This is a genomic window from Pseudomonas sp. CFBP 13710 (assembly GCF_014842235.1).
Taxonomy (GTDB): domain Bacteria; phylum Pseudomonadota; class Gammaproteobacteria; order Pseudomonadales; family Pseudomonadaceae; genus Aquipseudomonas; species Aquipseudomonas baltica.
Genome location: NZ_JACYVJ010000002.1, coordinates 35,336 through 53,490, shown reverse-complemented (window position 1 = coordinate 53,490; position 18,155 = coordinate 35,336). Strand labels below are relative to the sequence as shown.

The 18,155-nt window shown below is 62.4% G+C and carries 16 protein-coding genes; 5 read left to right on the top strand and 11 right to left on the bottom strand.

The genetic code is table 11. From position 1 onward, the window contains the following. The first annotated feature begins 50 nt into the window (after window positions 1–50). Complete coding sequence (locus IFT44_RS04780; RefSeq protein WP_122479625.1) at window positions 51–2,897, top strand: valine--tRNA ligase; 2,847 nt, start codon at window positions 51–53, stop codon at window positions 2,895–2,897. A gap of 123 nt (window positions 2,898–3,020) precedes the next feature. Next, window positions 3,021–3,974, top strand: a complete 954-nt coding sequence (gene rlmF / locus IFT44_RS04775; protein WP_192175533.1) for a 23S rRNA (adenine(1618)-N(6))-methyltransferase RlmF — start codon at window positions 3,021–3,023, stop codon at window positions 3,972–3,974. Window positions 3,975–4,134: 160 nt separating this feature from the next. Here the strand turns inward: rlmF and IFT44_RS04770 are convergent, their stop codons facing one another. Continuing rightward, complete coding sequence (locus IFT44_RS04770; RefSeq protein WP_122479627.1) at window positions 4,135–4,416, bottom strand: HU family DNA-binding protein; 282 nt, start codon at window positions 4,414–4,416, stop codon at window positions 4,135–4,137. 408 nt (window positions 4,417–4,824) lie between these two features. Here IFT44_RS04770 and yejK point away from each other — a divergent pair, with 408 nt between their 5' ends. Next, window positions 4,825–5,832, top strand: coding sequence for a nucleoid-associated protein YejK (gene yejK / locus IFT44_RS04765; RefSeq protein WP_192137098.1), 1,008 nt, complete (start codon window positions 4,825–4,827; stop codon window positions 5,830–5,832). A gap of 222 nt (window positions 5,833–6,054) precedes the next feature. Here yejK and IFT44_RS04760 read toward each other — a convergent pair whose 3' ends face one another. From IFT44_RS04760 to IFT44_RS04730, 7 genes are all read right to left on the bottom strand, one after another. Next, the gene (locus tag IFT44_RS04760; protein ID WP_192104326.1) at window positions 6,055–6,990 is read right to left on the bottom strand and encodes a glutathione S-transferase family protein; all 936 of its coding nucleotides are present in this window, start codon (window positions 6,988–6,990) and stop codon (window positions 6,055–6,057) included. Window positions 6,991–7,548: 558 nt separating this feature from the next. Next, a complete protein-coding gene (locus IFT44_RS04755; RefSeq protein ID WP_192175532.1) occupies window positions 7,549–7,824 on the bottom strand; it encodes a GIY-YIG nuclease family protein in 276 nt (91 codons plus the stop codon). Between the two features lie 34 nt (window positions 7,825–7,858). After that, the gene (locus IFT44_RS04750; RefSeq protein WP_192175531.1) at window positions 7,859–9,082 is read right to left on the bottom strand and encodes a CynX/NimT family MFS transporter; all 1,224 of its coding nucleotides are present in this window, start codon (window positions 9,080–9,082) and stop codon (window positions 7,859–7,861) included. Window positions 9,083–9,376: 294 nt separating this feature from the next. Then, entirely contained in the window at window positions 9,377–10,141 is a 765-nt protein-coding gene (locus tag IFT44_RS04745) for an amino acid ABC transporter ATP-binding protein (RefSeq protein ID WP_043186354.1), read from the bottom strand. A 10-nt stretch (window positions 10,142–10,151) separates the two neighbouring features. Continuing rightward, window positions 10,152–11,249, bottom strand: a complete 1,098-nt coding sequence (locus IFT44_RS04740; RefSeq protein ID WP_043186351.1) for an amino acid ABC transporter permease — start codon at window positions 11,247–11,249, stop codon at window positions 10,152–10,154. A 10-nt stretch (window positions 11,250–11,259) separates the two neighbouring features. Continuing rightward, window positions 11,260–12,441 (bottom strand): amino acid ABC transporter permease, encoded by a 1,182-nt coding sequence (locus tag IFT44_RS04735; protein WP_122479632.1) that lies wholly within the window; start codon window positions 12,439–12,441, stop codon window positions 11,260–11,262. A 64-nt stretch (window positions 12,442–12,505) separates the two neighbouring features. Next, complete coding sequence (locus tag IFT44_RS04730) at window positions 12,506–13,534, bottom strand: amino acid ABC transporter substrate-binding protein (RefSeq protein WP_122479633.1); 1,029 nt, start codon at window positions 13,532–13,534, stop codon at window positions 12,506–12,508. A 468-nt stretch (window positions 13,535–14,002) separates the two neighbouring features. Between IFT44_RS04730 and IFT44_RS04725 the strand changes: the two genes are divergently transcribed. After that, on the top strand, window positions 14,003–14,659 hold the full coding sequence (locus IFT44_RS04725) for an alpha/beta hydrolase (protein ID WP_122479634.1): 657 nt from the start codon (window positions 14,003–14,005) through the stop codon (window positions 14,657–14,659). Between the two features lie 481 nt (window positions 14,660–15,140). Beyond that, entirely contained in the window at window positions 15,141–16,580 is a 1,440-nt protein-coding gene (rhlB, locus tag IFT44_RS04720) for an ATP-dependent RNA helicase RhlB (RefSeq protein WP_192057725.1), read from the top strand. Between the two features lie 178 nt (window positions 16,581–16,758). Here rhlB and moaE read toward each other — a convergent pair whose 3' ends face one another. The 3 genes from moaE to moaC are packed head-to-tail and all read right to left on the bottom strand — an operon-like array spanning window position 16,759 to window position 17,922. Continuing rightward, complete coding sequence (gene moaE, locus IFT44_RS04715; protein WP_192175530.1) at window positions 16,759–17,208, bottom strand: molybdopterin synthase catalytic subunit MoaE; 450 nt, start codon at window positions 17,206–17,208, stop codon at window positions 16,759–16,761. A gap of 1 nt (window position 17,209) precedes the next feature. Next, a complete protein-coding gene (locus IFT44_RS04710) occupies window positions 17,210–17,452 on the bottom strand; it encodes a MoaD/ThiS family protein (protein ID WP_192175529.1) in 243 nt (80 codons plus the stop codon). Then, the gene (gene moaC, locus IFT44_RS04705; protein ID WP_122479638.1) at window positions 17,449–17,922 is read right to left on the bottom strand and encodes a cyclic pyranopterin monophosphate synthase MoaC; all 474 of its coding nucleotides are present in this window, start codon (window positions 17,920–17,922) and stop codon (window positions 17,449–17,451) included. The genes IFT44_RS04710 and moaC overlap by 4 nt, the downstream gene beginning before the upstream one ends. Between the last annotated feature and the right edge of the window lie 233 nt (window positions 17,923–18,155).

Genomic DNA, 18,155 nt, shown 5'->3' with positions numbered 1-18,155 from the left:
TATACTTCCCGGCTTTCTTTGAATAAATGCCTTATAGGGTCCCGCCGCGCATGGATAAGACCTACCAGCCGCACGCTATCGAAACTTCCTGGTACCAGACCTGGGAGGCCGAGAACTATTTCGCCCCGCAAGGTGCCGGCGACTCCTACACCATCATGATTCCGCCGCCGAACGTGACTGGCAGCCTGCACATGGGCCACGGTTTCAACAACGCCATCATGGACGCGCTGATCCGTTTTCGTCGCATGCAGGGCCGCAACACCCTGTGGCAGCCTGGCACCGACCACGCTGGCATCGCCACGCAGATGCTGGTCGAGCGTCAGATCGAAGCCCAGGGGCTGAATCGCCATGATCTGGGCCGGGAAAAATTCCTGGAAAAGATCTGGGAATGGAAAGACCAGTCCGGTGGCAACATCAGCCGCCAGATTCGCCGCCTCGGCTCATCGGTCGATTGGAGCCGCGAACGCTTCACCATGGATGACGGCCTGTCCGAAGCGGTCAAGGAAGCGTTCGTGCGCCTGCACGAAGACGGCCTGATCTACCGCGGCAAGCGCCTCGTCAACTGGGACACCAAGCTGCACACGGCGATCTCCGACCTGGAAGTGGAAAACCACGACGAAAAGGGTTTCCTCTGGAACCTCAAGTACCCGCTGGCAGACGGCGCCAGAACTGCCGAAGGCAATGACTTCCTGATCGTCGCCACCACGCGCCCGGAAACCATGCTCGGTGACGCCGCCGTCGCGGTGAACCCGAACGACGAGCGCTACCAGGCCTTGATCGGCAAGTTCGTCGAACTGCCATTGGTGGGCCGTCGCATTCCGATCATCGCGGATGACTATTGCGACCCTGAGTTCGGTACCGGTTGCGTGAAAATCACCCCGGCCCACGATTTCAACGACTACGAAGTCGGCAAGCGCCACAACCTGCCGCTGCTCAACATCTTCGACAAGAATGCCCAGGTGCTGGCCAGTGCCCAGGTGTTCAACCTCGACGGCACCCTGAACGACAGCGTGGACGGCACCTTGCCCGGCGAATACGCCGGCCTGGACCGCTTCGAGGCACGCAAGCAGATCGTCGCCGCGTTCGACGCCGCCGGCCTGCTGGTCAGCGTCGACGACCACGCCTTGAAAGTGCCGAAGGGTGATCGCTCCGGTACGGTCATCGAGCCTTGGCTGACGGACCAGTGGTACGTGTCCACCAAACCTTTGGCGGAGCCAGCCATCGCTGCCGTGGAAGACGGACGCATCCAGTTCGTACCCAAGCAGTACGAAAACATGTACTTCTCCTGGATGCGTGACATCCAGGACTGGTGCATCAGCCGCCAGCTCTGGTGGGGCCATCGCATTCCAGCCTGGTACGACGAGTCCGGCAAGGTCTATGTCGGCCGCAGCGAAGCCGAAGTGCGCAGCAAGCACGGCTTGGGCGCCGACGTGACGCTCAACCAGGACAACGACGTACTGGATACCTGGTTCAGCTCGGGCCTGTGGACCTTCTCCACCCTGGGCTGGCCGGAACAGACCGAATTCCTGAAGAAATTCCACAGCACCGACGTGCTGGTCACCGGTTTCGACATCATCTTCTTCTGGGTCGCCCGGATGATCATGTTGACCATGCACCTGGTCAAGGACGAGAACGGTACGCCGCAGGTGCCGTTCAAGACCGTCTACGTACATGGCCTGGTGCGTGACGGCCAGGGCCAGAAGATGTCCAAGTCCAAGGGCAACGTGCTTGACCCGCTGGACATCATCGACGGTATCGAGCTCGAAGCCCTGGTGGAAAAACGCACCAGCGGCCTGATGCAGCCCAAACTGGCGAAGAAGATCGAAAAGCAGACCCGCGACGAGTTCGAAGGCGGCATTGCCAGCTACGGCACCGACGCCTTGCGCTTCACCTTCTGTTCGCTGGCGTCCACCGGTCGCGACATCAAGTTCGACATGGGCCGCGTCGAAGGCTATCGCAACTTCTGCAACAAGATCTGGAACGCGGCGCGCTACGTGCTCGACAAGGGCGAGGATTGCGGCCAGAACGGCGAAGCCTACGAGCTGTCGCTGGCCGATCGCTGGATCATCTCGCAACTGCAGCGCACCGAAGCCGAAGTGACCCGCCACCTCGACCAGTTCCGTTTCGACCTGGCTGCCCAGGCGCTCTACGAGTTCATCTGGAACCAGTATTGCGACTGGTACCTGGAGCTGTCCAAGCCTGTGCTGTGGGACGAAAACGCTCCGATCGAGCGTCAGCGCGGTACTCGCCGCACCTTGGTGCGCGTGCTTGAAGTGGCCCTGCGCCTGGCGCATCCGTTCATGCCGTTCATCACCGAAGAAATCTGGCAGCGCCTGGCGCCGCTCGCCGGTGTGCAGGGCAAGACGATCATGCTGCAACCTTGGCCGGTGGCCAACGAAAGCCGCATCGATACGGCGGCCGAAGACGACATCGAGTGGCTCAAGGGCCTGATGCTGGGCGTGCGCAACATTCGTGGAGAGATGAACATCGGTCCAGGCAAGCCGCTGGCCCTGTTCCTCAAGAACACCGGCAGCCAGGACCAGCGTCGCCTGCAGGAGAACGATGCCTTGCTGCGCAAGCTTGCCAAGCTGGAATCCATCACCGTGCTTGCCGATGGCCAGGAGGCGCCTCTGAGTGCCACCGCGCTGGTCGGCGAGATGGAAGTGCTGGTGCCCATGGCAGGCTTGATCGACAAGGACGCCGAACTGGCGCGTCTGGACAAGGAGATCCAGCGTCTGAATGGTGAAGTGGCACGCGTGGGCGGCAAGTTGTCCAATGCGGCCTTCGTCGACAAGGCGCCTCCCGCCGTCATCGACAAAGAGCGCGCCAAACTGGCCGAAGCCGAACAGGCATTGACCAAGCTGGCCGAACAGCACGCGCGGATCGCCAGCCTGTAATTCGTCTTGCGGGCCTCATCGCGGGCGCTGCTCGCCCCCACAGAGATCTATGCAACCCAGTAGATCCCTGTGGGAGCGGGCTCTGCCCGCGAAGAGGCCAGCAGCCTCACCGGTAACCTCCCCATGTCCACCCCGCAAAAACCCACCCTGCACCCGCGCAATCGCCACCAGGGCCGCTACGATTTCCCGCAACTGATCAAGGCCCACCCGGACCTCGCCCGGTTCGTCATTCTCAACCCGTATGGCAAGCAAAGCATCGACTTCGCCGACCCGGCAGCGGTGAAGGTATTCAATCGGGCCCTGCTCGGAGCGTTGTACGGCATTCGGCACTGGGATATTCCGGCGGGTTACCTCTGCCCGCCCATCCCCGGGCGCGCCGATTATCTGCATTGCCTGGCGGACCTGCTGGCCGAAAGCAACGGAGCAGAGATTCCCAGAGGCACTGCGGTCAAGGCACTGGATGTAGGTGTGGGCGCCAACTGCATCTATCCATTGCTGGGGCACAGTGACTATCGCTGGCAGTTCGTGGGGTCCGACATAGACCCGGTGGCGTTGGCTTCGGCCAATACCATCGTCCAGGCGAACAAGCTGGGCAAGGCCATCACTCTGCGCCTGCAGGGCCAGCCACGGCAGATTCTGCAGGGACTGATAGGCGCCGAGGAACGGTTCGCCGTGACCCTGTGCAACCCACCGTTCCATGCTTCGCCGGAGGATGCCACGCGTGGTAGCCAGCGCAAGTGGCGTGCACTGGGCAAGGCCGATCCCAAGCGCAAGCTGCCGGTGCTGAACTTCGGTGGGCAGAACAACGAGCTGTGGTGTGAAGGGGGCGAGATTCGCTTCGTGACCCAGTTGATCAACGAAAGCGTGGCGCTGGGCAAGCAGGTGTTGTGGTTTTCTACGCTGGTGTCCAAGGCTTCCAACCTTGCGGCCATCCAGGCGACCCTGGGCAAGGTCCAGGCGGCGCAGGTACGCGTGGTGGAAATGGGTCAAGGCCAGAAGCAAAGCCGCTTCGTCGCCTGGACCTTCCTGCCCGAACAGGCGCGTAACAGCTGGTTTACCTCAATACAAACATCGTAGGAGCGGCCATCGGCCGTGAAACAGGCGCTGCGGTGTATCAGGCGTACCGCGGCGCGCCCTTCGCGGGCAGAGCCCGCTCCCGCAGGGTTGGGTACATTTCGCGGGCACAAAAAAACCGCGCCCGGGTTGACCCGCGGCACGGTTCGTCGAGCCGTTACAATTACTTGTTGACGGAATCGGTCAGCACTTTGGCTGGGACGAACTTGACGACTTTCTTGGCAGCGATTTCGATGGCAGCGCCGGTCGAAGGGTTACGGCCGGTACGGGCAGGACGCTCGGTGATCTTCAGCTTGCCGATACCAGGCAAGGTGATCTCGTTGCCATTTTCCAATTGATCGGCAACGATCTGGCCCAGCTGCTCGATAGCGTTGCGCGCGGTGGTTTTCGGCGCGTCGATAGCTTCAGCGATATCGGCGATCAGTTGGTCTTTGGTTAATGCCATGGTGGTGTACCTTCCCTATCAAATTCAATTGGATTGCAAAGTGCAGCGTAAGTCGGAGCCGGGCGTGCGACGTCCGCCGGGGCTCACGTTTCGGTCATGCCAATCGCCATTGTAGATACCCAGAATGGCGTTTGGTTCGACTCGAAAGCCGCTCTCTGCGGGGCTTCACGGCCTTGTGGGCCGCAAGACCGGGCAAAACTAGCACAGAGCCAGACAAATATCCGCCACAAGCGGTCCTTTTATTCAGCTTTATCATGGGTTTGGCCGAAAAGTAGACGATTTCGTCGTTTCAGCGCACGCGCCCGTCACCAGCAAGCCGTAAAACCCCTATCTACGTTACACTTCGCCCCTTTGCCGCACGGCCCGCCACGTCCACCGTGCCCGTCAAACAGACCAGCCGAGAAGCCCATGCCGATCCGTCACTGCATCGTCCATTTGATCGACAAGAAACCCGACGGCACACCCGCCGTGCTTCACGCGCGCGACAGCGAGCTGGCCGAGTCCAGCGCCATCGAACATCTGCTTGCCGACCTCAATGAAAGCTACAACGCCAAGCAGGGCAAGGCCTGGGGCTTCTTCCATGCCGAGTCCGGCGCGCACCCTTTCAGCGGCTGGCTCAAGGACTACCTGGACGAGGGTCGCGACTTCACCCAGTTCAGCCGCACGGCCGTCGAGCACCTGCAGAAACTGATGGAAGAATCGAATCTGTCCACAGGCGGGCATGTGCTGTTCGCGCACTACCAACAGGGCATGACCGATTACCTGGCGATTGCGCTGCTGCACCACAGCGAAGGCGTGGCGGTGACCTCCGAGCTCGACGTCACACCGTCGCGGCACTTGGACCTGGGGCAGTTGCACCTGGCGGCCCGCATCAACCTGTCGGAGTGGCAGAACAACAAGCAGTCGCGGCAGTACATCTCGTTCATCAAGGGCAAGAACGGCAAGAAGGTCTCAGAGTATTTCCGCGACTTCATCGGCTGCCAGGAGGGCGTCGACGGCCCGGGCGAAACGCGGACATTGCTCAAGGCCTTCAGCGACTTCGTCGAGAGCGAGGACATGCCCGAAGAGTCTGCGCGGGAAAAAACCCAAACCCTGGTGGAGTACGCCACCAGCCAGAGCAAGATGGGCGAGCCGGTGACGTTGAAGGAGTTGTCGGGGCTGATAGATGAAGACCGCCCGCAGGCCTTCTATGACCATATCCGCAACAAGGATTACGGCTTGTCGCCCGAGATCCCGGCGGACAAGCGCACCCTCAACCAGTTTCGCCGCTTCACCGGGCGCGCCGAGGGGCTGTCGATCAGTTTTGAAGCCCACTTGCTGGGTTCCAAGATCGAATACGATGAAGAGGCCGGCACCTTGATCATCAAGGGCCTGCCGTCCCAACTGACCGACCAGCTCAAACGCCGCAAGGATTGAGCTGAGCCTGCGGAGGTTCGCCTGCACCCCGTAGGAGCGGTCACCGGCCGCGAAGCGGGCGCCGCGGTGTGTCAATCAGACCGCAGCGCGCCCTTCGCGGGCAGAGGGCTCAGCCGCCCGCCCCGCTCCCACACCAGGCCCTTGCACATCGCGGACATCCCGTAGGAGCGGTCACCGGCCGCGAAGCAGGCGCCGCGGTGTAACGCGCTGAACGTAAGGCCGTTACTGCTTCGCGAGGGCAAAACCGACGCGTGGGAAATGCACATGCACCATCCCGGCGCGCTCGTCTTCGCGCCTTATGATCAATTCCTCGGCACCGGCAAACAACAACTCTCCACACACCGGGTCGACGCCGTAGTCCACTGCCGCCACGCTCACCTGATCGCCGACCTTGAACCCATTGGGGTCTTCGAACGTTTCTGTAGGCAAAGCCGCCGGAGTAGCCGCCTTGGCTATCGCCAGTGCCTCATCGGCACTCAGGTCGCTGTAGGTACCATGGCCAAAGCCCAGCACGCGCCCCAGCCAGGCATGAATGGCGGGATAGATATCCACCAGCGGTGCAGTGACCGGCGTGCCCTTGAGAAACCACAACAGATGGGCCAGGGAGAAATCTGCCAAAGTAGGTTCGCCAAACAGGTAATCGCCTTCTGCGTCCTGCAGCTGCTGTTCCAGGCGCGTCATGAACGTCGGCCACTGATGCTTGGCCTGCTCGACCGACAAACGAGTGGCCGTACCACCCTGGAACAGCGCCATGCGATCGGCGATGAACGCCTTGGCAGCGTCTTCCGGCAGGCGCGCCAGACGGGCACTGATGGACTCGGGTTGAAATACCAGGCTGACCGCATGCTGGAACAGCACAGAATCGGCCCAGGCGGCGAAGGTGGCGACAGTCAGTTCCTGGCCTTGGGGCAACAGCGACGGGAAGGCTTTTTCCTGGTCCAGACGGCGAGCGATCAGGGCCGTGTCGCAATACACATCGGCGCCCACCTGCAACACCGGGGTCTTGCGGTAGCCACCGGTCAACGCCGTCAGATCGGGTTTGGGCATGATCGGCGAGATCAGTACCGAGCGCCATGCGAGCCCTTTGAAGCCGAGCATCAGGCGGGCCTTTTCGGCGAACGGCGAGGTCGGATAGTGATGCAGGATCAAGTCGGACATATCGGCTCCAGCAGGGTGGGAAAGCTCACAGCTTACTCGCCCGCGCGCAGAGCACATACCCCTGTAGCAGCGGCGCAAGCCGCGTCGGCGGTGTATGCGCTGTGCCTGAATGAACACGATACGGCCGGACGCGGCTCGCGCCGCTGCTACAGGGATTGCGTGCTCTGTAGCAGCGGCGCAAGCCGCGTCGGCGGTGCATGCGCTGTGCCTGAGTGGACGCGGTGCCACCGGACGCGGCTCGCGCCGCTGCTACAGGGATTGCGTGCTCTGTAGCAGCGGCGCAAGCCGCGTCGGCGGTATTCGCGCTGTGCCTGAATGAACACGATACGGCTGGACGCGGCTCGCGCCGCTGCTACAGGGATTGCGTGCTCTGTAGCAGCGGCGCAAGCCGCGTCGGCGGTGTATGCGCTGTGCCTGAATGAGCGCGCTGTCACCGGACGCGGCTCGCGCCGCTGCTACAGGGATTGCGTGCTCTGTAGCAGCGGCGCAAGCCGCGTCGGCGGTGTATGCGCTGTGCCTGAATGGACGCGGTGCCACCGGACGCGGCTTGCGCCGCTGCTACAGGGGAGTGAATGACGCTACGAGATGCTCCTTGGCAACTTTGCGCAGGCGCTTGATCAGCCGCTCGTGGCGCAGCGCTTCACCTTTGCTGGGCCAGGTTTCGTAGTACACCAATGCCACTGCCGGGCTGGAGAGAAAAAAACGCGCGCCCTTGCCGCTCTGATGCTTGGCGAAGCGTCGGTGCGGGTCGTCGCTGATGCCGCAGTAGAGCGAGCCATTCGCCGCGCGGACCAGGTAGACATACCAGGGCTTGGGTGGCGTGATGTCGGTCATTGATTCAGCAACGCCTGTAGGCAAACCCGCGGCATCATTCCACCTTCGTCGCCACCGCACGCACATGCAGCGTACGCCCGGCCCCCATGCCTGCCGCCGTGGCGGCGATGCCAATCACGGCAAACACCCAGCCCACTGCGCTCCAGCCGCCCGTCATGTCGTGCACCAACCCTACCGCGAAGGGTCCCATCGACGCGATGGTGTAGCCCACACCTTGAGCCATGCTCGACAGGTTGGCTGCCACATGGGCGTCCCGCGAGCGCAGCACGATCAGGGTCAGCGCCAGTGCGAACACCCCGCCCTGCCCCAGCCCGAGCACGATCGCCCAGCCCCATATCCCGCTCAATGGTGCGTAAAGCAGGCCGAACAAACCGGCCAGACTCATCGCCATCACCGCGACAATCGGCAAGCGCTGATCACGACCGCGGGTGGCCAGCCAAGGCACAGTGAGTGCGCTGGGCAACTGCACGATGATCGAGAACGACATGACCAGTCCTGCCTCGGCGGCAGACAAGCCCCGGTCGATCAGGATCGACGGCAGCCAGCCAAAGACGATGTAGGCCAGCGACGACTGCAAGCCCATGAACAGCGTGACCTGCCAGGCCAAGGGATCGCGGAACAAGCCACTGACACGATAGCGGGCACGCTGGACGCCGTGCTTTTGCCGCGTCTGTGGCAGCCAGAACACGGCCGCCAGCAATGCAGGCACCATCCAGAACGCCAGACCGATGCGCCAGCTGTCATCGAAATACTGGCTGAGGGGAACGCTGGAACCGGCGGCCAGCGCTGCCCCCAGGCACAGCGCCATGGTGTAGACGCCGGTCATCGTCCCGGCCTGTCGGGCGAAGTCGCGCTTGACGATGCCAGGCAGCAACACGCCGATGATCCCGATGCTGCCGCCGGCCACCAGGCTGCCGATGAACAATCCCCACACCCCTAATTGGCTGCGCAGGGCAATGCCGGCGGCCAGCACGAGCAACACACCCAAGACCACCCGTTCGCTGTCGAAACGCCGTGCCAGCAGAGGCGCCAAGGGTGCGAACAGACCCAGGCACAGAACCGGAAGCGTGGTCAGCAGGCCGGCCGTAGAGCCGCTCAGGCCGAGACTGGCCGAGACCTGCGCGAGCAAGGGCGCCATGCTCGACAAGGCCGGACGCAGGTTCAGCGCCACCAGCACCAGGCCAAGGATCAGCAACCAGGGTTTATGCAACGGCGTCACGACGTCGCTGCTCGAAGCGGTACAGTTGGCAGTAGGCATAAGGGTCCAGAAACGAAAGTGCGGACCATTGCCAGAACGCGAACGCCTGATGGTCTCTTGATACGGCTTTGAACGAGGAAGCGTAGAGCGTATTGCCAGCAATGGCAAATGCCCAGCCAGCAGTGTGCCATCGAAACCACAGCGCACCCTTCGCGGCCACGGACCGCTCCTACACCGTTCCCACATTCCCCGTAGGAGCGGTCATCGGCCGCGAAGCAGGCGCCGCGGTGTGTCAGGCCGGTAACGAAAAAACCCGGGCACAGGCCCGGGTTTTTCGTGTGCCGCAAACGGCAATCAGTGCAGGATCTGGCTCAGGAACATCCGGGTCCGGTCGCTCTGCGGGTTGTCGAAGAAGTCGTTCGGCGCGGCCTGTTCGACGATCTCGCCCTTGTCCATGAAGATCACCCGGTTCGCCACGGTGCGCGCGAAGCCCATTTCGTGGGTCACGCAGAGCATGGTCATACCGTCTTCAGCCAGGCCGATCATGGTGTCGAGTACTTCCTTGACCATTTCCGGATCGAGCGCCGAAGTCGGTTCGTCGAACAGCATGATCTTGGGCTTCATGCACAACGCCCGCGCAATGGCCACGCGCTGTTGCTGGCCACCGGAGAGCTGCCCGGGGAACTTGTGCGCCTGCTCCGGGATGCGCACGCGCTCCAGGTAATGCATGGCGATTTCCTCGGCCTGGCGCTTGGGCATCTTGCGCACCCACATCGGCGCCAGCGTGCAGTTCTGCAGGATGGTCAGATGAGGAAACAGGTTGAAGTGCTGGAACACCATGCCCACTTCGCGCCGTACCGTCTCGATCTGCTTGAGATCGTTGGTCAGCTCCACGCCGTCGACGATGATGGTGCCCTTCTGATGCTCTTCCAGGCGGTTCAGGCAACGGATGGTGGTCGACTTGCCCGAGCCCGAGGGCCCGCACAGGACGATGCGCTCGCCCTGGGCCACGTTCAGGTTGATGTCCTTGAGCACGTGGAACTGGCCGTACCACTTGTTCACGCCTTGCATCTGGATGATGCCCGGTGCGCCCGCCGGTTTCTTGATCGCTTCACTCATGATTAAGCTCCTAACGCTTGTGGCCAGTGTCCAGCTTGCGCTCCAGATGCATGGAGTAGCGGGACATACCGAAACAGAAGATCCAGAACACCAGGGCCGCGAACACGTAGCCCTCCGTTGCCATGCCCAGCCATGCCGGGTCGGCTGCCGCCTGCTTGACGCTGTTGAGCAGGTCGAACAGGCCGATGATGATCACCAGGCTGGTGTCCTTGAACAATGCAATGAAGGTGTTGACGATGCCCGGGATGACCATCTTCAAGGCCTGCGGCAGGATCACCAGGCCCATGCTTCGCCAGTAGCCCAGCGCCATGGCCGAAGCCGCCTCGTACTGCCCCTTGGGAATCGCCTGCATGCCACCGCGCACCACTTCGGCTACATAGGCGGACTGGAACAGGATGACCCCGATGAGCGCCCGCAGCAACTTGTCGAAGTTCATGCCCTCGGGCAGGAACAGCGGCAGCATGACCGAAGACATGAACAGCACGGTGATCAACGGCACGCCGCGCCAGAACTCGATGAAGGTCACGCAGACCACCTTCACCGCCGGCATCTTCGAACGCCGGCCCAACGCCAGCAGGATCCCCAGCGGCAAGGCGCCAGCGATGCCCACGGTAGCGATCACCAGGGTCAGCATCAGGCCACCCCACTGGCTGGTTGCCACGGTCGGCATGCCGAACGCGCCGCCGTGCAGCAGGAAGTAGGCTATGACCGGGTACAGCACCAGGAAGCCGATGCCATAGACCGCCTTGCGCTTGAACCTCGACATGAACAGCGGCGCCACCCCCAGCACTGCCAGCCACACGGTCAGATCGACGCGCCAGCGCAGTTCGGGCGGGTAATAGCCATACATGAACTGACCGAAACGCTGCTGGATGAACACCCAGCAGGCGCCTTCCTTGGTGCAGTCGGCACGGGTGGTGCCGACCCAGTTCGCGTCGAAGATCGACCAGCTCAACAGCGGCGGCACGATCAGCCAGATCAGGTACAGCGACAGCAGGGTCAGCAGCGTGTTGAGCCAGCTGGAAAACAGGTTCCGGCGCATCCACGCGACAGGTCCGAAGACTTTGCTCGGTGGTGGCTGGTCGGGTTTGAAAATATGGGTGGTCATGCGCTCATCCTCACCGTTCGATCAGCGCAATGCGCTTGTTGTACCAGTTCATCAGCAGGGAAATGCTGATACTGATCGCCAGGTACACGCTCATGGTGATGGCAATGACTTCGATCGCCTGCCCCGTCTGGTTGAGCACGGTACCGGCGAACAGCGAAACCATTTCCGGGTAACCGATACCGGCGGCCAGGGAAGAGTTCTTCGCCAGGTTCAGGTATTGGCTGGTCAGTGGCGGAATGATCACGCGCAGGGCCTGCGGGATGATCACCTTGCGCAGGGTCGGGCCATTGCGCAGCCCCAGCGAGTGGGCCGCTTCGGTCTGGCCGTGGCTGACCGACTTGATGCCCGAGCGCACGATCTCGGCAATGAACGCCGCGGTGTACACGGTCAGGGCCAGGGTCAAGGCCAGCAGTTCCGGGATCAATACCCAGCCACCGACGAAGTTGAAGCCCTTGAGCTCGGGTTTCTCCCAATGCACCGGCGTGCCGAAGATCAGCGCGCACAGGGCCGGCAATACGATGATGATCGCCAGGCCCACCCAGAACTTGTGGAACGGCTGGCCGGTGGCCTCGAAGCGCTTGGTGGCCCACTTGGACATCAGTACGACGCCCACGATGGCTACCACCACGCTGATAGCGAATGGCCAGAAGCCTGGCGCGGCCAGCGCGGCCGGCATGTTCAAGCCACGGCTACTGACGTAGAAGCTGTCCATGAAACCATGTGCCGCGCGCGGACCCGGCAGGGTCAGGAACACCGCGAAATACCAGAACAGGATCTGCAGCAGCGGCGGGATGTTGCGGAACACCTCGATGTAGACGGTCGCCAGCTTGTTGATCATGAAGTTGGGCGACAGTCGCGCCACGCCGATCACGAAGCCCAGCACGGTCGCCAGGATGATGCCGATGATCGACACCAGCAGGGTGTTGAGCAGGCCGATCAGGAACACGCGCGCGTAGCTGTCCGATTCGGTGTAGTCGATCAGGTGTTGGGCAATGCCGAAGCCGGCACTGCGTTCAAGGAAGTCGAAGCCGGAAGTGATGCCCCGGTGTTGCAGGTTGGTCTGTGTGTTGTCGAACAGAAACCAGCCCATACCGACCACCGCCACAATGGTGATGATCTGGAAAAGCCACGCACGCACACGTGGATCAGTCAGGGATAACCCCTGCTTGGGTGCGCCGATTTGATTTTGCATGGAAAGCCCCAGGAGAGATGGAGAACAGCGCCCGACGGCAACGTGCCGTCAGGCGCCGGGCCGATCAGCGCACCGGAGGTGCGTACTGGATACCGCCAGCGTTCCAGAGAGCGTTCTGGCCACGATCGATCTTCAGCGGGGTGTTCGCGCCCAGGTTGCGCTCGAACATCTCGCCGTAGTTGCCGACCTGCTTGACGATCTGCACGACCCAGTCCTTCGGCAGTTTCAGATCCTTGCCGTATTCGCCATCGGCACCCAGCAGGCGTGCCACGTCAGGGTTCTTGGTAGCCTTGGCTTCGGCTTCGACGTTCTTCGAAGTCACGCCTGCCTCTTCAGCGTTGAGCTGGGCGAACAGGGTCCACTTGACGATCGCCAGCCAGTCTTCATCACCGCGGCGTACCACTGGGCCCAGCGGCTCCTTGGAGATGGTTTCCGGCAACACGACGTAGTCGTTCGGCGCGGCCAGCTTGCTGCGCTGGGCGAACAGCTGCGACTTGTCGGAGGTCAATACGTCGCAACGGCCGCCTTCCAGGGACTTGGCGCTTTCGTCGGAGGTGTCGAAGGTAATCGGGGTGTACTTCAGGCCATTGCCACGGAAGTAGTCGGACACGTTCAGCTCGGTGGTGGTACCGGCCTGGATGCAGATGGTGGCGCCGTCCAGTTCCTTGGCACTTTTCACGCCCAGCTTGTTGTTCACCAGGAAGCCGATGCCGTCGTAGTAGGTGACGCCGGCGAAGACCATGCCCATGCCCGCATCGCGGGAGCTGGTCCAGGTGGTGTTGCGCGACAGAATGTCGATTTCACCGGACTGCAGCGCAGTGAAGCGCTCCTTGGCATTCAGTTGGCTGAACTTGACCTTGGTAGCATCACCGAACACGGCAGCGGCGACAGCGCGGCAGACGTCGGCGTCGATACCGACGATCTTGCCCGAAGCATCAGGAACGGAGAAACCAGGCAGGCCGTCGGAGACGCCGCACTGTACGAAACCTTTCTTCTGGATGGCGTCCAGAGTGGCACCCGCCTGAGCGAAGCTGCTTACGCCCAGAACGGTCGCAGCGGTCAGTACAGCCAGGGTGGATTTCAACATCTTCATTCAAAACCTCCAGTTGCTCTTGTTGTGTCCGAGCTTGAATTGCGCTGCACCTAAATGAGGCGCTGTCGACCCGTGTCGGCTTGTTGTTGGGTCAAAGCATCAATCGCAATACAAGTGATGAACCCGACCGACCGGATGGCCCGACCGGGATATGCAACGCTTGCCCCCGCTCCCCGCAAGGTTCGACGCAGTGGTCTGCGGCGTCTCTGGTGATCATCGGCAAATTTTTCCGCATCGTCGTTGACTGCTCTGCGTCAGTCCATAACGGTTCTATAGTGTTACCGCCGATGACGATGCTGGTATTACGCCAGTTACATAGCAAGCGTCGTACCATAGTGAATCGCATCAGCGTTTAAATGCACGTCAATAGAAAAACTTGTAGCCTTGCGACATCTTCTTCAGAGATCGCACCATGGCGCCTCGTCGCACTGCACTCAAACAGAGCGGGCGCCCCACAACGGAGCAACCATGACCGACCCCTTGATCATCGAACCCGACAACAGCGTCGACGCCTGTGTCATCTGGCTGCATGGCCTGGGCGCTGACCGATATGACTTCCTGCCCGTGGCGGAAGCCTTGCAGCAACGATTGCAGGGAACACGTTTCGTACTGCCGCAGGCACCCACCCGCGCAGTGACGATCAATGGCGGCTACGCCATGCCCAGCTGGTACAACATCATTGCCATGAGTCCTGCACGGGCCATCGACCAAGGCCAGCTGGAGGCGTCTGCGCAGATGCTTTGCGGGCTGATCGAGGAGCAGCAGGCCAGCGGCATCCCGCCGGAAAGGATCTTCATCGCAGGCTTTTCCCAGGGTGGCGCGGTGGTATTGCATACGGCCTATATCACTTGGCAGGGTCCGCTTGGGGGAGTGCTGGCGCTGTCGACCTACGCTCCGACTTTCGACGAGCAGATCGAACTGGCCGCCAGCCAGCAGCGCACGCCGGCGCTGTGCCTGCACGGGCAGAATGACGAAGTGGTGATCAACGCCATGGGCCGCAGCGCCTATGAATACCTCAAACGCTGGGGCGTGGACGCAGCGTGGCAGGAATACCCCATGGGTCACCAAGTGTTACCGCAAGAGATCGCCGACATCGGCGACTGGCTGGCCGAACGGTTGCACTGACACCTTGCACATCCGCAGGCGCGACCTGTGGCCGCGAAGCAGGCGCCGCGGTGTGTCCGGCGAACCGCAGCGCACCCTTCGCGGCCGCGGGCCGCTCCTACATAGGTTCGCGGTCGTCTCGTAGGAGCGGTCATCGGCCGCGAAGCAGGCGCCGCGGTGTGTCCGGCGAACCGCAGCGCACCCTTCGCGGCCGCGGGCCGCTCCTACATAGGTTCGCGGTCGACTCGTAGGAGCGGTCATCGGCCGCGAAGCAGGCGCCGCGGTGTGCCCGGCGAACCGCAGCGCACCCTTCGCGGCCGCGGGCCGCTCCTACATAGGTTCGCGGTCGACTCGTAGGAGCGGTCATCGGCCGCGAAGCAGGCGCCGCGCAGTACCGGCCACACAGCGGCCACCATACGTCCCCACCACTCTTCTATCGTCGTGCTCGATTCTTGCATTACACTGCCTGACGTTCATTCCTCAACCAATCGATGAGAAGCCTGTGCTCAAAGCACTCAAGAAGATGTTCGGCAAAAGCGAGGCGCAACCCCTTGCAGCCGACACTGGCGCCACCCGCGTCCTACCCGTCGACACCCACGCATCGACCCAGCCGGCCGCCGTTGCGCCAGCCCCCAGCGTCAGCCCCGAACCCGAAGCACCCGCACCGACCGTGATCGCCGATGAAAAGCCTGTGCGGGTCCGTCAGCCCAAACCCGTCGCGCCTGCCTGGAGCCGTACCGATTTTCAGGTGGAAGCGCAGGAAGGCAAGACACGCTTCCACGACTTCGCGCTCACCGACGAGCTGATGCACGCCATCCACGACCTGGGTTTTCCGTACTGCACACCGATCCAGGCCCAGGTGCTGGGCTACACGCTCGAGGGCCGCGACGCCATCGGCCGCGCCCAGACCGGCACCGGCAAGACCGCTGCCTTCCTCGTGTCGATCATCTCCCAACTGCAGCAGACCCCTCCGCCCAAGGAGCGCTTCATGGGCGAGCCGCGAGCGCTGATCATCGCGCCGACCCGTGAGTTGGTGGTGCAGATTGCCAAGGACGCCGCGGACCTGACCAAGTACACCGGCCTGAACGTGATGACGTTCGTCGGCGGCATGGACTTCGACAAGCAGCTCAAGCAGCTCGAAGCACGCCATTGCGACATCCTGGTTGCCACCCCCGGCCGCCTGCTGGACTTCAACCAGCGCGGCGAAGTGCACCTGGACATGGTCGAGGTGATGGTGCTCGATGAAGCCGACCGCATGCTCGACATGGGCTTCATACCCCAGGTGCGCCAGATCATCCGCCAGACGCCGCCCAAACAGGAACGCCAGACCCTGCTGTTCTCCGCCACTTTCACCGCAGACGTGATGAACCTCGCCCAGCAGTGGACCACCGACCCGGCCATCGTCGAGATCGAGCCGGAAAACGTGGCCAGCGAAAGCGTCGAGCAGCATGTGTATGCAGTGGCTGGCAGCGACAAATACAAACTGCTCTACAACTTGGTCACCAGCAACGACTGGGAGCGCGTCATCGTGTTTGCCAACCGCAAGGACGAAGTCCGCCGCATCGAAGAGCGCCTGGTGCGCGATGGCGTGAATGCCGCGCAACTGTCCGGTGATGTGCCGCAGCACAAGCGCATCAAAACCCTGGAAGGCTTCCGCGAAGGCAAGATTCGCGTGCTGGTGGCCACCGATGTGGCGGGCCGCGGCATCCACATCGACGGCATCAGCCATGTGATCAATTTCACCTTGCCCGAAGTGCCGGATGACTACGTTCACCGCATCGGGCGTACTGGCCGGGCCGGCAGCAGCGGTGTCTCGATCAGCTTCGCCGGTGAAGACGACTCCTACCAGCTCCCTTCGATCGAGGCGTTGCTGGGTCGCAAGATCAACTTCGAAATGCCGTCCGCCGAGCTGCTGAAACCCGTCGAACGCAAGCACCCTTGACCGCTGCAGGAGCGGTCCGCGACCGCGAAAGCCGCACCGCGATTTAGCGGCCTAACCGCGCCGCCCTCTTTGCGGCCGATGGCCGCTCCTACGGATGTACTCAAGCCCCCTGTAGGAACGGTCCGTGGCCGCGAAAGCCGCACCGCGTTCCAACCTGCCTCAGCGCATGAGCGGACAATCACTCCCAGCGCTGCGCTGCTGCCTCGTCGCTCTCGCGTCCCTGCACCCAGCGCGGGCCATCTTCGGTGTTCTCCTTTTTCCAGAACGGCGCCCGGGTCTTGAGATAGTCCATGACGAAGTCGCACGCCTGGAACGCCGCCTGACGATGGGCGCTGGCCACGCCGACGAACACGATCGGCTCGCCCGGCGCCAACGCGCCCACCCGGTGCAGTATCGCAAGCTTGAGCAACGGCCAGCGCTGCGCCGCCTCGAAGATGATCTTGTCCAAGGCTTTTTCGGTCATGCCCGGATAATGCTCCAGCAACATCCCGCGCACTTCCAGCCCGTCGTTGAAATCGCGCACGTAGCCGACAAAGCTCACCACGGCGCCCACGCCGGTGTGGGCCTGGTGCAGGGCATTGAGTTCAGCGCCGGGGTCGAACGGCTCATGTTGCACGCGAACACTCATCTCAACCTCCGGTCACGGTGGGAAAGAATGCCACTTCATCGCCATCGAACAGCGGTTCGGCCAGCCCGCACATCTCCTGGTTGCGAGCACACATGAGGCCTTTCTCCGCGAGTACCTCGCGGTCGCCGCGCAGGATGAGAAATTCGCGCAACGCGTCGATGCTGGCGAATTCACCCGTCACCACTTCCTCGCCCGTGCCCAGCAGCTCGCGATAGCGGGCGAAATACAACACGGTGTACTTCATGAAGCGTCCGCCTTGAAATGCCCGCTCTTGCCGCCCTGTTTCTCCAGCAGGCGCACCTGTTCGATGACCATGCCGCGGTCGACCGCCTTGCACATGTCGTAAATGGTCAGGGCCGCCACGCTGGCCGCCGTCAGCGCTTCCATCTCGACCCCGGTCTGCCCGGCCAGCTTGCAGCGAGCGGTGATCAGCACGGCGTCCGCGCCGTCGGCGGCCAGTTCGACCTTGACGCTGGTGAGCATCAGCGGGTGACAGAGCGGAATCAGGTCGCTGGTTTTCTTCGCTGCCTGAATGCCGGCGATGCGCGCCACGGCGAAGACATCGCCCTTGGGATGCTCACCCTCGACGATCATCTGCAGGGTCTGCGGCAGCATGCGGATACGCGCCTGAGCCACCGCTTCGCGGGAAGTCATGGCCTTGTCGGTGACGTCGACCATGTTGGCGCGACCTTGGGAATCGAGATGAGTCAGCACTGCCTTGCTCCTGTTCCAGAAGCGACGATTGTAGCCCTGGAACAGCTGCGTTGCACAAAACCTCGAGCGTCGCGTTGTAGGACGGATCCCACAAAGTTTGGGAACCGTCCGACTTTTTGACCGCCCTGCGCCCGGCACAATTCTCCCTCGCGCTGCCAATCGACCCGAAGAACCTCAGCCCAAGGTCGGTTCGACCAGCAGCGCGCACCTGCTGCTCATATCGAAATCAAGGA